General features: G+C 63.0%; 14 protein-coding genes and 1 tRNA gene. 7 read left to right on the plus strand and 8 right to left on the minus strand.

Annotation, left to right across the window (positions count from 1 at the left end; translation table 11 throughout):
• Nucleotides 1-19 precede the first annotated feature (19 nt).
• The 4 genes from AC0L2M_RS22085 to AC0L2M_RS22100 are packed head-to-tail and all read right to left on the minus strand — an operon-like array spanning nucleotide 20 to nucleotide 4,443.
• The gene (locus AC0L2M_RS22085) at nucleotides 20-796 is read right to left on the minus strand and encodes an enoyl-CoA hydratase/isomerase family protein (RefSeq protein ID WP_473535890.1); all 777 of its coding nucleotides are present in this window, start codon (nucleotides 794-796) and stop codon (nucleotides 20-22) included.
• Nucleotides 789-2,390: an acyl CoA:acetate/3-ketoacid CoA transferase gene (locus AC0L2M_RS22090; RefSeq protein ID WP_473535891.1), complete on the minus strand. Its 1,602-nt coding sequence runs from the start codon at nucleotides 2,388-2,390 to the stop codon at nucleotides 789-791. The genes AC0L2M_RS22085 and AC0L2M_RS22090 overlap by 8 nt, the downstream gene beginning before the upstream one ends.
• On the minus strand, nucleotides 2,387-3,403 hold the full coding sequence (locus AC0L2M_RS22095) for a Gfo/Idh/MocA family protein (protein ID WP_473535892.1): 1,017 nt from the start codon (nucleotides 3,401-3,403) through the stop codon (nucleotides 2,387-2,389). The genes AC0L2M_RS22090 and AC0L2M_RS22095 overlap by 4 nt, the downstream gene beginning before the upstream one ends.
• Nucleotides 3,400-4,443, minus strand: a complete 1,044-nt coding sequence (locus AC0L2M_RS22100; RefSeq protein ID WP_023798089.1) for a LacI family DNA-binding transcriptional regulator — start codon at nucleotides 4,441-4,443, stop codon at nucleotides 3,400-3,402. The genes AC0L2M_RS22095 and AC0L2M_RS22100 overlap by 4 nt, the downstream gene beginning before the upstream one ends.
• A 240-nt stretch (nucleotides 4,444-4,683) precedes the next feature.
• Here AC0L2M_RS22100 and AC0L2M_RS22105 point away from each other — a divergent pair, with 240 nt between their 5' ends.
• Together AC0L2M_RS22105 and fcl are read left to right on the plus strand one after the other, a co-directional pair.
• Entirely contained in the window at nucleotides 4,684-5,829 is a 1,146-nt protein-coding gene (locus AC0L2M_RS22105; protein ID WP_473535893.1) for a dihydrodipicolinate synthase family protein, read from the plus strand.
• A 143-nt stretch (nucleotides 5,830-5,972) separates the two neighbouring features.
• Nucleotides 5,973-6,935: a GDP-L-fucose synthase gene (gene fcl, locus AC0L2M_RS22110; RefSeq protein WP_473535894.1), complete on the plus strand. Its 963-nt coding sequence runs from the start codon at nucleotides 5,973-5,975 to the stop codon at nucleotides 6,933-6,935.
• A gap of 303 nt (nucleotides 6,936-7,238) precedes the next feature.
• Here the strand turns inward: fcl and AC0L2M_RS22115 are convergent.
• Both AC0L2M_RS22115 and cpdR read right to left on the minus strand, forming a co-directional pair.
• Nucleotides 7,239-7,313: transfer RNA gene (locus AC0L2M_RS22115), tRNA-Val, on the minus strand.
• 118 nt (nucleotides 7,314-7,431) lie between these two features.
• Nucleotides 7,432-7,794, minus strand: a complete 363-nt coding sequence (cpdR, locus tag AC0L2M_RS22120; RefSeq protein WP_006199474.1) for a cell cycle two-component system response regulator CpdR — start codon at nucleotides 7,792-7,794, stop codon at nucleotides 7,432-7,434.
• A gap of 160 nt (nucleotides 7,795-7,954) precedes the next feature.
• On the opposite strand from cpdR, the gene AC0L2M_RS22125 reads away from it, so the two are divergent.
• The 3 genes from AC0L2M_RS22125 to AC0L2M_RS22135 all read left to right on the plus strand — a co-directional run bounded on the left by AC0L2M_RS22125 (nucleotide 7,955) and on the right by AC0L2M_RS22135 (nucleotide 10,801).
• Nucleotides 7,955-8,896 (plus strand): N-formylglutamate amidohydrolase, encoded by a 942-nt coding sequence (locus AC0L2M_RS22125; protein ID WP_128173778.1) that lies wholly within the window; start codon nucleotides 7,955-7,957, stop codon nucleotides 8,894-8,896.
• A 468-nt stretch (nucleotides 8,897-9,364) separates the two neighbouring features.
• Nucleotides 9,365-10,138: a histidinol-phosphatase gene (gene hisN / locus AC0L2M_RS22130; protein ID WP_473535895.1), complete on the plus strand. Its 774-nt coding sequence runs from the start codon at nucleotides 9,365-9,367 to the stop codon at nucleotides 10,136-10,138.
• Nucleotides 10,139-10,258: 120 nt separating this feature from the next.
• Nucleotides 10,259-10,801 (plus strand): DUF1579 family protein, encoded by a 543-nt coding sequence (locus AC0L2M_RS22135; protein WP_128187916.1) that lies wholly within the window; start codon nucleotides 10,259-10,261, stop codon nucleotides 10,799-10,801.
• 116 nt (nucleotides 10,802-10,917) lie between these two features.
• On the opposite strand, the gene AC0L2M_RS22140 is transcribed toward AC0L2M_RS22135, so the two are convergent.
• On the minus strand, nucleotides 10,918-11,892 hold the full coding sequence (locus tag AC0L2M_RS22140) for an alpha/beta fold hydrolase (RefSeq protein WP_473535896.1): 975 nt from the start codon (nucleotides 11,890-11,892) through the stop codon (nucleotides 10,918-10,920).
• Between the two features lie 550 nt (nucleotides 11,893-12,442).
• Between AC0L2M_RS22140 and AC0L2M_RS22145 the strand changes: the two genes are divergently transcribed.
• Entirely contained in the window at nucleotides 12,443-12,907 is a 465-nt protein-coding gene (locus AC0L2M_RS22145) for an Hsp20 family protein (protein ID WP_473535897.1), read from the plus strand.
• A gap of 70 nt (nucleotides 12,908-12,977) precedes the next feature.
• Here the strand turns inward: AC0L2M_RS22145 and AC0L2M_RS22150 are convergent, their stop codons facing one another.
• A complete protein-coding gene (locus AC0L2M_RS22150; RefSeq protein WP_473535898.1) occupies nucleotides 12,978-14,030 on the minus strand; it encodes a threonine aldolase family protein in 1,053 nt (350 codons plus the stop codon).
• A gap of 573 nt (nucleotides 14,031-14,603) precedes the next feature.
• Between AC0L2M_RS22150 and gltB the strand changes: the two genes are divergently transcribed.
• Nucleotides 14,604-19,352, plus strand: a complete 4,749-nt coding sequence (gene gltB, locus AC0L2M_RS22155; protein WP_473535899.1) for a glutamate synthase large subunit — start codon at nucleotides 14,604-14,606, stop codon at nucleotides 19,350-19,352.
• Nucleotides 19,353-19,421 lie beyond the last annotated feature (69 nt).

Below are 19,421 nucleotides of genomic sequence, written 5' to 3' on the forward strand. Positions count from 1 at the left end.
TGAGCTTCCGTTTGCATTCTCATGATCTTGAAAACGCTGGTTTCTGCTTGGTCTTGAAAGCGTCGACACCGGCCTTGAGATCGCCGGTCAGCGCGATGAAGCCGCTGGCCAGCGCCTCGGTTGCGGCGGCACTGTCCTCGCCTTCGGCGATCGCGATCATCAGCTTGGCGGCTTCGGTTGCCAGCGGGCCGCGCTCGGCGATCTTGCCGGCCCAGGCCCTGGCCTCGGTGAATGCGTTGCCCGTTTCGACCACCCGGTCGACGATGCCCAGAACGAGTGCTTCGGCAGCCACGAACAGTTCTCCGCCAAGCGCCATGCGCCGCACCGTCTGGGCGCCGAAGCGGCGCACCGCGCGCTGCGTGCCGGACCAGCCGGGCACCACGCCGATCGAGGTTTCCGGAAAACCTAATTTCACCTGCGCCTCGGCGACGCGGAAGTCGCAGGCGACCGCCAGTTCCAGCCCGCCACCCAGTGCATGGCCGGACAGCACGGCGATCGTCGGCTGCCGCAGCCGCGCCAGCCGGTCGAAGACGCGGTGGCCGTAGCGAACCCATTGCACCTGGAAATCGGCGGCGCTCATTTGCGACCAGGCTTCGACGTCGCCGCCGGCGCAAAAACCCTTGCCTTCGCCGCACAGCAGCACGACGCGAACGCCGTCCGCGGCCTCGGCCGTATCGAGTGCGGCTTCCAGCGCGCGCAGCATCGCGATGTCGAGCGCGTTGAATTTCTCCGGTCGGCGCATCGTGACGATGCCGATGGCACCGTCTGTTTCAAAGCTGACGAGACGCTCAGCCATGCGCGCCTCCAAGCGAGGCGCCGCCATTGAGCGACAGTCCAATCGGCCGGTCACGGTAGAGCGCGTCCGGCGTGACCTTCAGGTCGTTGGCGACGGCGAGCGGGATCTCGGCCTGCGCCAGCACGTCGCGCTCGAGGTCGATGCCCGGTGCCAACTCAGTCACCATCAGCCCATCCGGCGTCAGCTTCATGACGCAGCGCTCGGTGACATAGGTGATGTCCTGTCCTTGCGCGACAGCGCGCTTGCCGGAGAAGGAGATGTGCTCGACCTCGCCGACCAATTTCTTGACCTTGCCTTCCCCGTCGATACGGATGCCGCCATCGGCGAGCGACAGTTTGGCGCCGGCATTGAAGAAACCGGAAAAGACGATCTTCTTGGCCCGCGCGGTGATGTCGACAAAACCGCCGGCGCCGGCGGTGACATGCGGCCGCGCCGAAAGCTTCGACACGTTGACCGAGCCGTGGCGGTCGATCTGCAGGAAGGACAACAGCGACGCGTCGAAACCGCCGCCCTGGAAGTAGATGAACTGGTGTGGCGAAGGCATAAACGCGTCGGCGTTCGACGAGCAGCCGAACTTGAAATCGAGCAGCGGCACGCCGCCGACCGCGCCCTGTTCGATCACCCAGGTGACCTTGCCGTGCTGGCCCTCCTCGATAAGGATGCGCGGCACGTTGGCCGAGATGCCGAAGCCAATGTTGACGGCCATGCCGTCGGCAAGCTCCATGGCGACGCGTCGCGCGATGACCTTCTGGACGCTCATCTCGGCGTTGCGGAAAGTCGACAGCGGGCGGAAGATCTCGCCGGAGATGGCCGGGTCGTAGGATGTCAGCGTCGTCTGCAACTGGTCGGGCGCCGCCACGATATGGTCGACCAGCACACCGGGCACGCGCACGTCATGCGGCTTCAGCGTGCCGTTCTCGACGACGCGCTTGACCTGCGCGATGACGATACCGCCATTGTTGCGGGCGGCGAGCGCCTGCTCCAGCCCGCCGAGATAGGCGCCCTCGTGCTCGTAGGTGAGGTTGCCGCGCTCGTCGGCGGTGGTGGCGCGGATGATGGAGACATCAGGCACGATCGAGCGGAAATAGAGCCATTCCTCGCCGTCGAACTGCTGCACCGAAACGATCGGCTCGCTGGCCGCCGCATTCATGGCGCAGCCCTGATGACGCGGGTCGGCGAAGGTGTCGAGGCCGACCTTGGTCAGCACGCCGGGGCGCTTGGCAGCGGCCTCGCGGTGCATGTCGAATAATATGCCTGAGGGCACGTTGTAGGCGGCGACGGAATTGTCACCGATCATCTTCCAGATCTGCGGCGGTTCAGAGGATGAAGGGCCGGACGGATAGGAGCCGCACAGCGTGCGCTTCAGCAGGCCGGGCTTGGCCAGGTGGTCGATACCCCTGATGCCGTACATGTCGCCGGCGGCGATCGGGTGCAGCGTTGTGATGTCCTTCGGATGGCCTTGCGCGTCGAAGCGCTCGCCGATCGCGGCAAGCACCGCATCCGGGCAGCCGAGGCCGCTCGACGACGACACCGAAACGACCATGCCGTCGCCGATCAGGCTGGCGGCTTGCGCTGCGGAGACGAGTTTGCTCACGCTGCGCCCCCGAGATTCGGATCGATCGCGACCGATCTGCCGGACTTCGCTGATTGCAACGCCGCCTCGGCTGATGTCAGAGACCAGACGCCGTCCTCGCCGGTGGCCGACGGCTGGCCTTCGCCACCGATCGCCGCATGGAACTGGCGCAGGGAACGGACATAGAGATCTTCGCGGTCGAAGCTCAATTCCTCCTCGCCCTTTGCCGTGCGCAGCAGCACGGAGCCGATCGGCTTCTGCGTCATCACATCTTTCGCGATCAGGGAGCCTTCGCTGCCATGCACCTCGAAGCCGGTGCCGGCGAATTTGGTGGTGAAGCCCTCATGCGACTGGGCGATGACGCCCGATCTGAAGCGCCAGATGCACATGGCGCCGTCCTCCAGCCCGCCGCTGGCCATGCCTGCGGCCTGGGTGAACGCCGAAACCTCGAGCGGATCGTCGCCGAGCACGAAGCGCAGCGTGTCGGCATCGTGCACGGTGATATCGAGCACCACGCCGCCACCGGCTTCCGGCCTGGTGATGCGCCAGCCCTGCAGATTTTCGGGCAGATAGACCGAGTGGAAGACGCGCGCGGCAATCGGCTTGCCGATGCGGCCGGCGGCAATGGCTTCGCGCATCGCCCGGTGCGAGCCGGCATTGCGCAGATGATGGTTGGTGCCGAGCACGAGACCGGCCGCCTTGGCGGCGGCGACCATTTTGCGCGCATCGGCGCTGGTCAGCGCCAGCGGCTTTTCGCACAACACATGTTTTCCCGCGGTGATGGCGGCCAGTGCCTGTTCGAGATGCAGTTCGTTGGTGGTCGAGATGTAGACCGCGTCGATGTCGGAGCCGAGCAATGCATCGAGCGTCGAGACGGCGAGCGCAATGCCGTTCTCCTTGGCATAGGCAGCGGCGCGCTCCGGGCTGGAACTCATCACCGCCGTGATCTCGCTGTTCGGTTGCGCGCGGATGGCGTTGATCACGAATTGCCTGGCGATCGTGCTTGCGCCGATCAGTCCCCATCTGACGGTCATGCCGCGTCTCCCATTCCGGCACGGCGATCAGGACCGCAACTGTCCCTGACGACGAGGTTGACGGCGCCGATATGATCCTCGGCGCGCGTGGTGCGCGACTGGATCATCTTCAGCATGACATGGGCGGCGCGCTCGCCGAGGCCCGCCGAATCCACCGCGACACTGGTCAGCGCCGGCATGTAGTGCTGGGCTTCGATCACGTCGTCGAAGCCGACAACGGCGAAATCCGCGCCGGGCTCGAGGCCGCGCTTGCGCAGCGCCAGCATGACGCCGAAGGCAACCGCATCGTTGAAGCACAGCGCCGCGGTCGGCGGCTCGGCCATGGCGAGGGCCGTCTCCAGGCAGGCAATGCCGCCCTTGCGGCTGGTTTCGCCTTCGACGACCAGTGTATCGCGCTTGGCGATGCCGAGCCCCTCGCAGGCCTCGCGAAAACCGCCCAGCCGCTCGTGATAGACTACCAGATCCGATGAGCCGCCGAAGAACGCCAGCCGGCGATGCCCTTTGCCGATCAGATGGGCGGTGGCGAGCCAGGCGCCGCGGTGATTGTCGGGCGCGATCACCGGGATGCGGCTTTCAGGAAGGCGGCGCATGGTGAAGACGATCGGAAGGCCCGCCATCTCGATGCGGCGGAACGCACCGGGAGTCGTGCCGCGCGCCGGCGACACGATCAGCCCGGCGACACCTTGCTCCATCAGCGATTTCAGCACCTCTTCCTGGCGCACCGGGTTTTCCGCCGTGTTGGCGATGAACGGCACGATGCCCGCCGACTGGAACACACGCTCCATGCCGACCGCCATTTCGGCGAAGAACGGGTTGGTAAGGTCGTTGATGACCATGCCGATGACGTTGGAATGGGCCTTGCGCAGATTGGCGGCGCCGCGGTTGTAGACATAGCCGACATCCTCGATCGCCTTGCGAACCTTCAGCGCAGTCTCAGGTCGGATCAGCCCGCTGCCCTGCAGCACCAGCGACACCGTCGACTTGGACACGCCCGCCTCACGGGCAATGTCGAGTATCGTCGCCTTGGGCCTGCTGGCCATTCAGATACGTCCTCCGGTGTTTTCCGGCCGAATTTTATTGGAACGTTCTAATTCTGGGCTGGATTTGAGTCAATCAGGATTTTCCAGAATTCGAAAAATCCGGCAGTCGGCGCTTAAATGCCGCTCTTAGACGGCCTTCTTCGCTGCGATGCAGCATTCTGGGGTATGGATCGAGAATCGACAAAAGGTCCTTGATTTGTTGGAACGTTCCATTTAATAGCGCGACGAAGGGAGAGATCGATGGACATTGCCTTGCCCGGGGAGGGCGGTCGCTACCGCCTTGTCGGCCAGCCGGCACAGCCGGTGATCGGCGCGCGGTTTTCGCGCATCGCCTATGCCGCCGCTCATGTCGTTGCCGATCCCCTCGCGATGACCGATCCGTGGTCTCATCCTGCGGTCGACTGGGAGCGCACGATGGCGTTCCGCCATCATCTGTGGCGGCTCGGCTTCCGCATCGCCGAGGCGATGGATACCGCGCAGCGCGGCATGGGTTTCGACTGGACAAACGCCAGGGAATTGATCCGCCGCTCGATCGCCGAGGCGCGCACCATCGAGGGCGCCGATCTCGCCTCAGGCGCCGGGACAGACCATCTGGCGCCAGGCGCCGCCCGGACGCTCGACGATGTCATCGCGGCCTATGAGGAGCAGTTCGGTTTCATCGATGGCCTGGGCGGCAAGGCGATCATGATGGCCAGCCGGGCGCTGGCGGCTGTCGCAAAGGGTCCCGAAGACTATGCCAGCGTCTATGACCGCATCCTTCGCCAAGCCTCCGGCAAGGTCATCCTGCACTGGCTGGGCGACATGTTCGATCCGGCGCTGAAGAATTATTGGGGCAGCCATGATTTCGACACCGCGCTCGACACGGTCGTCGCCATCATCGAACGCCACGCCGGCAAGGTCGAGGGGATCAAGATATCGCTGCTCGATGCCGGCAAAGAGGTTGCCCTGCGCAACCGGCTGCCGGAAGGGGTGGTCATGTTCACCGGCGACGATTTCAACTATCCCGAGCTGATCGCCGGCGATGGCGAAAGACACTCGCATGCGCTGCTCGGGATTTTCGACGCTATCGCGCCGGTCGCCAATGCCGCGCTGGCGAGGCTGGCCGACGACGATCGCGCCGGCTATGACGCGCTGATGGCGCCGACGGTATCGCTGTCGCGGAAAATCTTCGAGGCGCCAACCGAGTACTACAAGGCCGGTATCGTCTTGCTGGCGTGGCTGAACGGCCACCAGGACCATTTTTCGATGGTCGGCGGCATGCAGTCGGCACGCGGCATTTGCCACTATGCCGATGTGTTCCGCCTCGCCGACCAGGCCGGATTGCTGGCCGACCCGGAGCTTGCCGTCGCCAGAATGAAGAGCCTGTGCGCCGTGGCGGGGGTCTGACCGCCATACCACAAGAAGAGCTCGCCCGAATCTCCGATTTGGCTTGTCTCGGCAAATCTGTATGCGCTATGCGTCCGAAGCAGGTTCATCCGGCGCGCCGACGCCAGATGGTCAAAGCGGCCGTTCTGCATAGGAATACGCCAATGGATTTCGACCTAAGGGGCAAGCGCGTTTTCGTGGCCGGGCATCGTGGCATGGTCGGCTCGGCCATATTGCGCAGGCTGGCGGACGAGGACTGCGAGGTCCTGACCGCATCCCGCGATGAACTCGACCTGATGGACCAGGCCGGCGTGCGGCGCTGGATGGCTGGCCACAGGCCGGACGCGGTGGTGATGGCGGCGGCCAAGGTCGGCGGTATCCTGGCAAACAACAGGTTGCCGGTCGATTTTCTGCAGGACAATCTCATCATGCAGACCAATGTCATCGAGAGCGCCTTCCGCAACGAAGTGCAGAAATTGCTGTTTCTCGGTTCGTCCTGCATCTATCCGAAGTTTGCGGCGCAGCCGATCTCCGAGGATGCCTTGCTGACCGGTCCGCTCGAACCGACCAACGAATGGTATGCGATCGCCAAGATCGCCGGGCTGAAACTGTGCCAGGCCTATCGGCGCCAATACGGTGTCGAGTACATCTCGGCGATGCCGACCAACCTCTATGGCCCCGGCGACAATTTCGACCTCTCCACCAGCCATGTCGTACCAGCCCTGATGCGCAAGGCACACAAGGCCAAGCGCGCCGGCGACAAAACCCTGGAGGTCTGGGGATCGGGCGCGCCGATGCGCGAGTTCCTGCATGTCGACGACGCCGCCGACGCTCTGGTCTGGCTGCTGAAAAACTATGCCGGCGACAGCCACGTCAATGTCGGCTCGGGCGAAGACATCACCATTGCCGAACTGGCCCGCACCATGCTCTCCGTCGTCGGCGCCGAGGCGGTGCTCACATTCGATGCGACGAAGCCGGACGGCACGCCGCGCAAGCTGATGGACGTGTCGCGCCTGTTTGCCACGGGCTGGCGCCCGCGGTACTCGCTTCAGAGTGGCTTGGAGCAGACCTATGCCTGGTTTCTCCAGCATATCGAGACGGGCGATCTCCGCCTCGGCGCGGCTTGATCTCAATCGACGCTGATTGCTGCCACCAGACATGACGGCTTGGGCGGCCGTCTGTTGGCCGTGTCCAATGCAAAGCCGCTCGCCGACATGTTGGATGCCGTTTCGGATGCACCTGGAAGAGCGATGCCTCCAACGGACACCAGATTTCATATCGTCGATGTAGCCGAAAAGATATTCTCAGCCGACTTGAATTGAGAAGCTTGGCTGGGGCCAGCTTGGCATTCTCAAAAATACGGCATTCACGCGGTCCAGCCTGGACGCACCCGTAAATCTGCGGGTACGAGAGACGGCGGATTGTCTGGATGGTGGGCGTGACAGGGATTGAACCTGTGACCCCTGCAATGTCAATGCAGTGCTCTCCCGCTGAGCTACACGCCCATCCGAAGCCGCGCATACACCATTTTTGCCACGGCGCGTCAATAGCAGGAAAAGGGAAAGAACGGTTCGCCTTGCCGCACCGTCGAAGGCGCGCCGGAAGCCGGCGGCGGAAAGCGTGTCAGGCTGCCTGCAGCATCTTTTCGACCTCGTTGACGAGGTCGCGCAGATGGAACGGCTTCGACAGCACCTTGGCGTCTTTCGGCGCCTTGGAATCCGGATTGAGCGCAACGGCGGCGAAGCCGGTGATGAACATGACCTTGAGGTCGGGATCGATCTCGGTGGCGCGGCGGGCGAGTTCTATGCCATCCATCTCCGGCATAACGATATCGGTCAAGAGCAGCGAGAACGGCTCTTCGCGCAGCCGCTCATAGGCGCTGGCGCCATTGTCGAAATCGCTGACCTGGTAGCCGGCACGCTCCAGCGCCTTGACGAGGAACCGGCGCATGTCGTCGTCGTCTTCCGCCAGCAGAATGCGTGCCATCTTATCCCGTCCGAATCACCCGCCCGGGACTGCCGTGGGCAGCCCGTTAACCATCCTGTATATGAGGAGGTGAGGGTAAACATCAAGTGAACGATAAAGGCCCGATCCGGCTTTAACAAAGTGGTCCGCACGCCGAAACGCTGGACATGCGGCCGGCGAGGTGGCACTTTCCAATCATGATGCATTGGTGTTTCCGGGTTCGTTCAAATTGAAAACGGCAGCCGAGGATTTTTCGGTCGTTCCCCCCTTCGAAATCCGGTCGGGCGCCGAACAGCGCGTCCCCTTCCTCTTCAACTCACCGCATAGCGGCCGTCACTATCCGGACCGGTTCCTGGCGATGGCAAGGCTGGACCGAAACGCCATCCGCCGCTCCGAAGATTGCTATGTCGACGAATTGTTCGGCGGCGCCGTCGCGCTCGGCGCGCCGATGCTGGCGGCAAACTTCCCGCGCGCCTATCTCGACGTCAACCGGGAGCCGTGGGAACTCGATCCGCGCATGTTCGCCGAACCCGTGCCGTCGTTCTGCAATATCCGCTCGGCGCGCGTCGCCGGCGGGCTTGGCACCGTGCCCAAGCTGGTAGGAGAGGGGCTCGAAATCTATGCCGGCCGCTTGCCGTTGGCGGAAGCCGTCGGGCGCATCGAGGCTGTCTACAAGCCTTATCACGAGACGCTAAAACGGCTTTTGACCAGGACCCATGCGCGGTTCGGCTTTGCCGTGCTGATCGATTGCCACTCGATGCCGGCGAGCATCAGGGTCGGCGACAGCGGTGTCAGGCCCGACTTCATCGTCGGCGACCGTTTCGGCATCTCCGCCGCGGCAGCGTTGACCGAGACGGCGATCGGCCTGCTGATCGGCATGGGCTATACCGTCGCCCATAACAAGCCTTATGCCGGAGGCTTCATCACCGAGCACTATGGCCGCCCCGTGCGCCACCTCCATGCACTGCAGATCGAGGTCAATCGCGGGCTTTACATGAACGAGCGGACGTTCCAGAAATCCGCCGGCTTCGATGCGCTCGCCGACGATCTGGCGCAATTCTCGGCCGACCTGATGGCGATGCCCGACCACAATTTTATCGACCTGCCGCTTGCCGCCGAATGATTGCCGAAAAACGAAACGAGATCTGGCGCCGGATAAAGGCATCGGGGTGCGGGTCGGGACGCGCAATCGGCTGAGTGCCGCGCCGAAAAAAAGACCGCATCGTTTGCACGACACGGTCGAAGTCTAGGGAGGAAACGCCCAAGGAGGGCATGGACAGGAGAACCTGTCCGAGAACAAATCTATTGTGCGATGCACAAATGTCAAGCCGCCGTGCGGCGTTTTTAATTCACTATGATGTGGAAACTGCGTTTCGAGGGCGCCAGCGTTGCATTCGAGCAACAGTCGTCGATGCGCAAAAGTCCCGCACGCCCTTGTTTTGGCGGAAATCCACAGGCAGACGATGGTTCCAGCACGCTAAAGCGCCTCGCGTTTGACCGGACGACGCGCTTTAGGTTGTTGTTTTATGCATGTCGTTATCGCAAAACCGCTGCACACTTTTGCGCGACATGCATTACGCGGGAGAATCAGTTGGACATCAGCATCGATTTCATGCGGCGCATTGCGGATGCCGCCGCAGCCGAAACCTTGCCGCGCTTCCGCACCCAGGGCGCAGTCGCCAACAAGGAGCAAGGCAGCTTCGACCCGGTCACCGAGGCCGACCGCGAGGCCGAGCGGGTCATCCGGGCGCTTATTTCAGCGGAATATCCCGATCACGGCATCCTCGGCGAGGAGCATGGCAGCGAGAACATGTCCAGCAGGCATGTCTGGGTGATCGATCCGATCGACGGCACCCGTGCCTTCATTTCCGGCCTGCCGGTGTGGGGAACCTTGGTCGGGCTGACGGTCGACGGCGATGCCGTTGCCGGCATGATGTCGCAGCCCTTCACCGGCGAGCTTTTCTACGCCAACGCGTCCGGCGCCCATTATGAAGGCCCGGGCGGACCGCGAAGGCTGACCACACGCAAGACGACAAGCCTCGCCGAGGCGACGCTGTTCACCACCACGCCAGCACTGTTCAAGGGAGATGCGCGCCTGCGCTACGACCTGTTCGAGCGGCAGGTCCAGCTCGCCCGCTACGGTACCGACTGCTATGCCTTCGCCATGGTCGCGGCGGGAAGCGTCGACATCGTCGCCGACCCCGATTTGAAACCCTACGATATCGTCGCGCTGATCCCGATCATCGAGAAGGCCGGCGGCGTCGTCACCACCTTCGAAGGCGGACCGGCGGAAAGGGGCGGCGACATCCTGGCTGCGGCAACGCCGGAGCTTCATGCCGCCGCGATGGCGGCGTTGCGTGGCTGAACCGGCTGGGCAGCTGGCCATTACGCACTGAGGTGCCCACGGCGACGATAACCCAATGCTCCTGACGGCAGGGTGTCAGCAGCTCTCGGCTATGGAGACAATGCCACGGGAGGGAGTCTCATGCCGACGCAGTCAACAACCAGCCGTTCCGAAGATGCTCCAGTAGAAAATGCGCCGGCAGAAAATGCTCCATCAGATGGGCGGGCCGATTTCGATTTCTTCTTCGGACGCTGGAACGTCAGTCATCGAAGGTTGCAGGAGCGCCTGCAAGGCGACACGAACTGGGACGTGTTTGGCGGGACATGCGAGGTGCGCCCGATCCTTGGCGGGCTCGGCAATGTCGATGACAATGTGATTGAATTGCCCGGCGGCGCCTATCGCGCCGCCACGCTGCGGACCTTCGATCCGGCGACGAGACAATGGTCGATCTGGTGGATCGACGGCCGCAGCCCGGCGACCATCGATATTCCGATGCGCGGCGCCTTCGAAGCAGGTGTCGGCACGTTCCTATGTGAAGACGTCTTCGACGGACGCGATATCCAGGTTCGCTTCCTGTGGTCGCGGATTACTGAAAAATCGGCGCGCTGGGAGCAGGCTTTTTCACCGGATGGCGGCAAGACCTGGGAGACCAATTGGATCATGGATTTCGCCCGGCAAGTGTAGGCCGACGATCGACCTGGCAGACATTTTTTCAAGCCAAGTCATTCTTTCAAGCCAAATCATGGATTTTCAATGGTTTGGAGCGGTCTTTTGGCGTCCGGAGGGAGCGCGGCACTCAATCAGGCGTTGTCGTCGCTTCCCGGAATGAAGGCATCGAAGGCGGCAAAGAACTGCTCGCGATAGAAGTCGGTCTCCTGCAATATTTCATGGCGCGCACCATCGATCACCAGCAGCGAACCGAGACGCAGGCGTCTGGTGTAGGTTTCCACCGCTTTCGTCGAGACGACCTGGTCGGCGCCGGCGGCGACCACCAGCAAGGGAACCCGGATCCTGGCCATGAAGTCGGGATCGCTGATGACCTCGGAGGCCTGCGCCGCCGCTTTCAGCCAGCGGATCGTCGGGCCGCCGAGCGCCAGCTGCGGGTAGGTTTCGTAGAGCAGCGTGTTGCGCCGATACCGCTCGGGATCCGATGTCACCTTGTTGACGGCAAAGGGTATGGTTTTTCTGGGCCGCGGACCCCAGGCGGCATAAAGCTTGCCAAGACCCAGCAGACAGAACAGCGAGCAGAGGCGGCGAACGGTGGTTGTCGAGACCGGCAGGTCGGGTACCGCCAGGAAGGGCGCGATCAGCACCATGCGCCGTACGCGGTTCACCATCGACGGCCCGGCAAGCAGCGTGATCACCGCCCCGGCCGAATGGGCCAATATGTAATACGGCCCCCGGCAGTCGGGCAGCACGATCTCCTCGAAGAACTGTTCCAGGTCGCCGGTGTAGTCGAAGAAACTGCGGACATAGCCACGCTCGCGATCGCTGATCAGCCGGTCGGAACCGCCCTGACCGCGCCAGTCCAAGGTGGCGACGCCAAAACCGCGGTCGGCGAGGTTGCGGATGGTCTCGAAATACTTTTCGATGCACTCGTTGCGGCCGGTCAAGAGGACCACGGTGCCCTTCATCGGGCGGGCAACGGCGGCAAAGAGCCCATAACGGATCTTCTTGCCGTCGCGCGTGGTGAAGAAACCAGCGGCCGCATTTTCCGGTGGCGGATTGCCCGGAATTTCGCGGAAGAGGGGAATTTTGGCGAGGAGGTCCGTCATTCGGCGCTGCGTTTTATGTGTCGCTGCCTGCATGGCGCAAGCTTTGGTAGGCATAGACGCCCATGCAGCAAAAGCAAAGGAATTCCGGACGCGTTGGAAAGGCTGGAACGAGGCAGCCGGCGAGTGAGGCCGAAAGCAGCTTGCGGCGTGCTTCCGGCCCCCCGTCGATCCGGGAGGAAGGGACGTTACACCCGGTCGGCCTCGTTGCGGCATCTCGCGCATAACCGCGAAAACCGCAGCCGATCTCGCTGTGAATCATGCGCAATCAAAGTGTTACAGCTTCCTTTTGCGTGTCCGAGAGGACGCGCGACGCTGTAACCGCCGCCTGTTCCTTGATCCTGGAAGCAGATTAGCGCGACTTAGCTGAACGTTCGCCGAAGCCGCGGTTCATCTGCCGTTCATCGAGGCGGCAGAATCTTGAAATGCCTTCTCGTGCTCCCCAAATGTCTGCTGCGGCCGCCAATGTCGGGGCCGCTGGCCCATCCGGAACGCCGTCACGGGTTTCGTACCGGCCATACGCAAACCTTGTTGCTCGACAGGAGAACACACCATGCGTCACGTTGATTTTTCACCGCTTTATCGTTCGACCGTCGGTTTCGACCGGCTGTTCACCATGCTCGATTCGCTTGCGCAGCCGGAAGGTGCACAGACCTATCCGCCCTACAACATCGAGCGCACCGGTGAGGATTCCTATCGCATCTCGATGGCGGTCGCCGGCTTCTCGGACGATGAGCTCTCGATCGAGGCTCACCGCAACGTTCTGACTGTCAAGGGTGAGCGCAAGGAAGGCAATGGCGAAGGCTCCGAACTGCTCTATCGCGGTATCGCCAGCCGGGCCTTTGAGCGCCGCTTCCAGCTTGCCGACCATGTTGATGTCGTCGGCGCCTCGCTGAAGAACGGCCTGCTCTTCATCGACCTCAAGCGCAATATTCCCGAGGAGCTGAAGCCGCGCAAGATCGCGATCACCGCGTCTTCGGCGAAGGCCAAGCAGATCGAGGCCAAGACCACCGCGTAAGCTGCGTCACAAAGACGACCTAACAGACGAGGGCGGCGCCTGGCGCCGCCCTTTTGATGGATAGGTGCCGCTATCCAGCAATTAGCTCGCCAAAGCGGTCGACCTCTTCGGCCGTGGTCGCAAAGCTGGTGACGAAACGATAGAGCGCTTCGTCCTCGCCGATATGGCCATCAAAGTCGTGCGGCTTGTGCCAGTCGTAGAAGGCGGCACCGGCCAAATGCACCCGTTCAGCCTTGGCCTTTTTCATCACCGCGAACACTTCGTTGGCTTGCGGCAGCCAGGCCAGACGCGCCGACGCGGAATCCTCGATCAGTGCTGCGAGGCGTGCTGCCATGGCGTTGGCATGCCGGGCCGTGTCGAGCCACAGGTGGTCCTTGAAATAGGCTTCGAACTGCGCTGCGATGAAGCGCGATTTCGAGAACAATTGCGCCGCGCGCTTGCGCAGGAAGGCCAGTTCCCTGGCGCGGTCGAGGTCGAACAGCACGATAGCCTCGGCGCACCAGCAGCCGTTCTTGGTGGCGCCGAAAGAGAGGATGTCGACGCCGCCCTTCCAGGTCATCTGCGCCGGTGTTGTCTCGAGCGCGACCAGCGCATTGGCGAAGCGGGCACCATCCATGTGCAGCGGCAGTTTGTGATGCTTGGCGATCGCCGAAATCCTGGCAATTTCGTTTAGTGTGTAGATGGTGCCGACCTCGGTCGACTGGGTGATCGACACCGCCATCGGGCGCCCGGAATGGACGATTTCAGGCGCGAACCGGCCGACCGCCCTGTCCAGGTCGTTCGGATCGATCTTGCCCAGCGCACCGTCGACGGCATGGAGCCGTGAGCCGCCGGTAAAGTATTCCGGGGCGCCGCATTCATCCTCGATGACATGCGACTCTCGATGGCAGAAGGAAATGCCGCCCGATTTGTTGTAGGCGGTCAGCGACAGGGAATTGGCGGCGGTGCCGGTGGCCACGAAAAACACCGCGACCTCGCGCTCGAAGATTTCGTTGAAGCGCTGGTATGCGGCCTCGTCGAGGGCGCCGTCGCCATAGGCGGTGGAAAAGCCGCCGGCATGGGCCGACAGGCCCGCGGCGATGCTGGGATGGGCGCCTGCCCAATTGTCGGAAGCGAAATTCATGCGTTTGCCTGTGCTGGGAAAATCAAGGCGACCTTGGCCGCTTTCGCATGCCGCTCGCAAGTGCCAAGCGCCGGAAAAGCGGTAAAGCCAGCGAGAGGCCGGACCTAAAGCGCGTCGCGTTCGGCCGGCCTCATGCCACGCGCTTTAGGTTTTTGTTTTCATGCATGTCGTTATCGTAAAACCGCTGCACACTTTTGCGCGACATGCATTAAGGCGGACGACTGAAGGTTGCGTTTTGACGGGGTGGCGCGTAATTTTCTATCTCTAGATGCCCATGATTGTTGTGAATCGGTCTTGTGCGCATCCGCAATTTCTGTCATAAAAATTTAGGACAGTAGTGCTGTCTTATTTTGTCGCACAAAACAGGCTGGATTGGCGTATCATTGGGCCTCTCCGGCCATTGCCGCGAGCGACAGGTAGACAGCCCGGCTCTGGCCTGTACGATTGCCGGATGCGAACCAGGCCGCCTGGTTCTGCAAGGATTTCGCAAGACGTGCCGCAAGGATGAGAGGGAAGCTCATGTGCTTCCCAACGCAAACCAGCGCCCGAAGGGCTGGCATGGAGGACAGGACGATGACGGAAGTGACGCCATCTGCGACAAACGGCCCGGCCGCGCAGACGAAAGCGCCAGCCGTCAAAAATCCGTCCATCGCCACTGGCCTGTCTAAGTTCGGGCGGACCCATACCGGGTTCGCCGCCCACGGCCTTTACGATCCGCGCAACGAGCACGATGCCTGCGGCGTCGGCTTCATCGTCAATATGAAGGGCGTGAAGTCGCATCAGATCGTCATGGACGGCCTTGCGGTGCTCGAAAATCTGACGCATCGCGGCGCCGTCGGCGCCGACCCGCTGATGGGCGACGGCGCCGGCGTGCTGGTGCAGCTTCCCGACCGCTTCTTCCGCGAGGAGATGGCCAGCCAGGGCGTCGAACTGCCCAAGCTCGGCCATTACGCCGTCGGCCATGTGTTCATGCCGCGCGATCCTGAGCTTCAGGCGCATATCGAAGGCATCATCGCCGAAGTTGCGCAGCTCGAAGGCCAGCCGCTGCTCGGCTTTCGCGACGTGCCGGTCGACAATTCATCGCTGTCCAAGGCGCCTGATATCGCTGCTTCCGAACCGGTCCAGCGGCAGGTGTTTTTGGGTCGTGGCGCCGAGATCGAGAGCGACGACGATTACGAACGGCGGCTCTACATCCTGCGCAAGGTCATTTCCGGTCGTATCCACGAAGAGACCAAGGGCGTCGACAATGGCTTCTACGTCGTGTCGATGTCATCGCGGACCATCGTCTACAAGGGCATGTTCCTGGCCTATCAGGTCGGCGCCTATTACAAGGATCTGACCGATCCGCGTTTCGAGACGGCGCTGATCCTCGTCCACCAGCGTTTCTCGACCAACACCTTCCCGTCGTGGAAGCTGGCGCATCCCTATCGCATGGTCGCCCACAATGGCGAGATCAACACGCTGCGCGGCAACGTCAACTGGATGGCGGCGCGGCAGGCCTCGGTCGATTCCGAACTGTTCGGCAACGACATCTCCAAGCTGTGGCCGATCTCCTATGAGGGGCAGTCGGACACCGCCTGTTTCGACAATGCGCTCGAATTCCTGACGCAGGGCGGCTACTCGCTCGCTCACGCAATGATGATGCTGATCCCTGAGGCCTGGGCCGGCAACAAGCTGATGGATCAAGATCGCAAGGCCTTTTATGAATACCACGCCGCCCTGATGGAGCCGTGGGACGGGCCGGCGGCGGTGGCCTTCACCGACGGCCGCCAGATCGGCGCCACGCTCGACCGCAACGGGCTGCGCCCGGCGCGCTATATCGTCACCGACGACGATCGCGTCATCATGGCCTCGGAAGCCGGCGTGCTGCCGGTGACGGAGGAAAGGATCGTCAAGAAGTGGCGGCTGCAGCCCGGCCGCATGCTGCTGATCGACCTGGAGAAGGGCCGCATCGTTTCCGACGAGGAGATCAAGTCGGAGATCGCGACCAGGCATCCCTACAAGAGCTGGCTCGCCAACACCCAGCTCATCCTCGAAGACCTGAAGCGGGTCGAGCCGCGGGCGCTGCGCAGGGACGTCAGCCTGCTCGATCGTCAGCAGGCGTTCGGCTTTACCCAGGAAGACACCAAGCTGCTGATGTCGCCGATGGCGACCACCGGCCAGGAAGCGGTCGGCTCGATGGGCACCGACACGCCGATTTCGGCGATGTCGGACAGATCGAAGCTGCTCTACACCTATTTCAAGCAGAACTTCGCCCAGGTCACCAACCCGCCTATCGACCCGATCCGCGAGGAACTGGTGATGAGCCTGGTGTCGTTCATCGGGCCGAGGCCGAACATCTTCGACCTCGTCGGCAATTCGCGTCGCAAGCGGCTCGAAGTGCGCCAGCCGATCCTGACCAATGGCGATCTTGAGAAGATCCGCTCCATCGGTCACACCGAGGACCGTTTCGACACCAAGACGATCGACATCACCTATGCTTCGAACGAAGGCGCGGCCGGCATGCAGGGCGCCATCGACCGGCTGTGCGAGCGCGCCGAGGCGGCGGTCGCCGGCGGCTATAACATCATCATCCTGTCCGACCGTCAGCTCGGGCCGGACCGCATCGCCATCCCGGCATTGCTGGCGACGGCGGCGGTCCACCATCATTTGATCCGCAAGGGATTGCGCACGTCGGTGGGGCTGGTGGTCGAGTCCGGCGAACCGCGCGAGGTGCATCATTTCTGCTGCCTTGCGGGCTATGGCGCCGAGGCGATCAATCCCTATCTCGCCTTCGACACGCTGCTCGACATGCATAAGCGCGGCGAGCTGCCGGCCGAAGTCGACGCCAATGAGGTCGTCTCCCGCTACATCAAGTCGATCGGCAAGGGCATTCTCAAGGTGATGTCGAAGATGGGCATCTCGACCTACCAGTCCTATTGCGGCGCGCAGATCTTCGACGCCATCGGGCTGAAGACCGATTTCGTGCAAAAATATTTTACCGGCACCGCGACGCTGATCGAAGGCGTCGGGCTGGAAGAGATCGCGGCCGAAACGGTCAGCCGCCACGCCGACGGCTTCGGCAACGACCCGGTGCTGCGCAACAGCCTCGAGGTCGGCGGCGAATACATGTTCCGCATGCGCGGCGAAGCGCATATCTGGTCGCCCGATGCGGTGGCCACCCTGCAGCACGCCGTGCGCCAGGGATCGTGGCAGACGTTCAAGGACTATTCCGCTCAGATCGACAGCGAGACGGCGCGGGCGCAGAGCATTCGCGGCCTGTTCAAGATCAGGCTGGCCGAAGAAACCGGACGCAAGAAGGTCGCGCTCGACGAGGTCATGTCGGCTGCCGATATCGTCAAGCGGTTCTCGACCGGGGCGATGTCCTTCGGCTCGATCTCCAGGGAAGCGCACACCACGCTGGCGCGCGCCATGAACACGATCGGCGGCAAGTCGAACACCGGCGAGGGCGGCGAAGAGGCCGACCGTTACCTGCCGCTGCCGGACGGCGGCAAGAACCCCGAGCGTTCGGCGATCAAGCAGGTCGCTTCCGGGCGTTTCGGCGTGACGGCGGAGTATCTGGTGAACTCCGATGTGATGCAGATCAAGGTCGCGCAAGGCGCGAAGCCCGGCGAGGGCGGTCAGCTGCCCGGTCACAAGGTCGATGCCACCATTGCCAAGGTCAGGCATTCGACGCCCGGCGTCGGCCTGATCTCGCCGCCGCCGCATCACGACATCTACTCGATCGAGGATCTGGCGCAGCTCATCTACGACCTCAAGAACGTCAACCCGGCGGCTGATGTCTCGGTCAAGCTGGTCTCGGAAGTCGGTGTCGGCACGGTTGCGGCCGGCGTCGCCAAGGCGCGCGCCGACCACATCACCATTTCCGGCTATGACGGCGGCACCGGCGCATCGCCGCTGACCTCGCTCAAGCACGCCGGCAGCCCGTGGGAGATGGGCCTTGCCGAGACGCACCAGACGCTGGTGCTCAACGGCCTCAGGTCGCGCGTCGCGCTGCAGGTCGATGGCGGCCTGCGCACCGGCCGCGACGTCGTCATCGGCGCGCTGCTTGGCGCCGACGAATTCGGCTTCTCGACCGCGCCGCTGATCGCGGCCGGCTGCATCATGATGCGCAAGTGCCATCTCAACACCTGCCCGGTCGGCGTCGCGACGCAGGATCCGGTGTTGCGCAAGCGCTTCAAGGGCACGCCGGAACATGTCATCAACTTCTTCTTTTATGTGGCGGAAGAGGTCCGGGCGCTGCTCGCCGAGATGGGCTACACCCACCTCGACCAGATCATCGGCGACACCGACCTCTTGGAAAAGCGGGGGCTGATCCAGCACTGGAAGGCACGCGGGCTCGATTTCAGCAAGATGTTCTTCAAGCCGGATGCGCCGCATGAGGCGGTGCACTGGACCGAGCGGCAGAAGCATCCGATCGACGACGTGCTCGACCGCAAGCTGATCGAGTTGGCCAAGCCGGCGCTGGACGCCAGGCAGCCGGTCAGCATCGAGCTGCCGATCCGCAATGTCGACCGTTCGACCGGCGCCATGCTGTCGGGCGAAGTGGCAAAGCGCTTCAAGCACAAGGGCCTGCGCGAGGACACGATCTCGGTGAAGCTCACCGGCACCGCCGGCCAGTCCTTCGGCGCCTTCCTGGCGCGTGGGGTTTCGTTCGAGCTGGTCGGTGCGGCCAATGACTACGTCGGCAAGGGCCTGTCGGGCGGCCGCATCGTCATCCGCCCGCCGGAGAACACGAAGATCGTCGCCGCGGAGTCGATCATCGTCGGCAACACGGTGCTCTACGGCGCGACCGAGGGCGAGGCCTATTTCTGCGGCGTCGCCGGCGAGCGTTTTGCGGTTCGCAATTCGGGCGTCGCCGCCGTCGTCGAAGGCGTTGGCGACCATGGCTGCGAGTACATGACCGGCGGCATTGTCGTCGTCATCGGGCAGACCGGCCGCAACTTTGCCGCCGGCATGTCGGGCGGCGTCGCCTATGTGCTCGACGAGGTGGGTGATTTCGCCGAGCGCTGCAACATGGCGATGGTCGAACTGGAACCCGTTCCCGAAGAAGACGACCTGATGGAGAAACTGCTCCATCATGGCGGCGATCTCGACCACAAAGGCCGCGTCGACGTGTCCGGCGACATGACCAGCCATGATGAGGAGCGGCTCTATCAGCTGATCTCGAACCACGTCCATTACACGGGTTCGGTGCGCGGCCGCGAGATCCTCGACAACTGGGCGACTTTCCGGCCGAAATTCCGGAAGATCATGCCGGTCGAATACCGCCGCGCGCTGATCGAAATGGAACGCATGCGCATGGGCGTTGCGGCGGAATAGGTATTGGGATTGCCGGGAAGCAAAGCTTCCCGGGCGGCGCCTTCATCAACAATCCTGGCCTCGGACTGA

The organism is Mesorhizobium sp. WSM4806 (assembly GCF_055811635.1).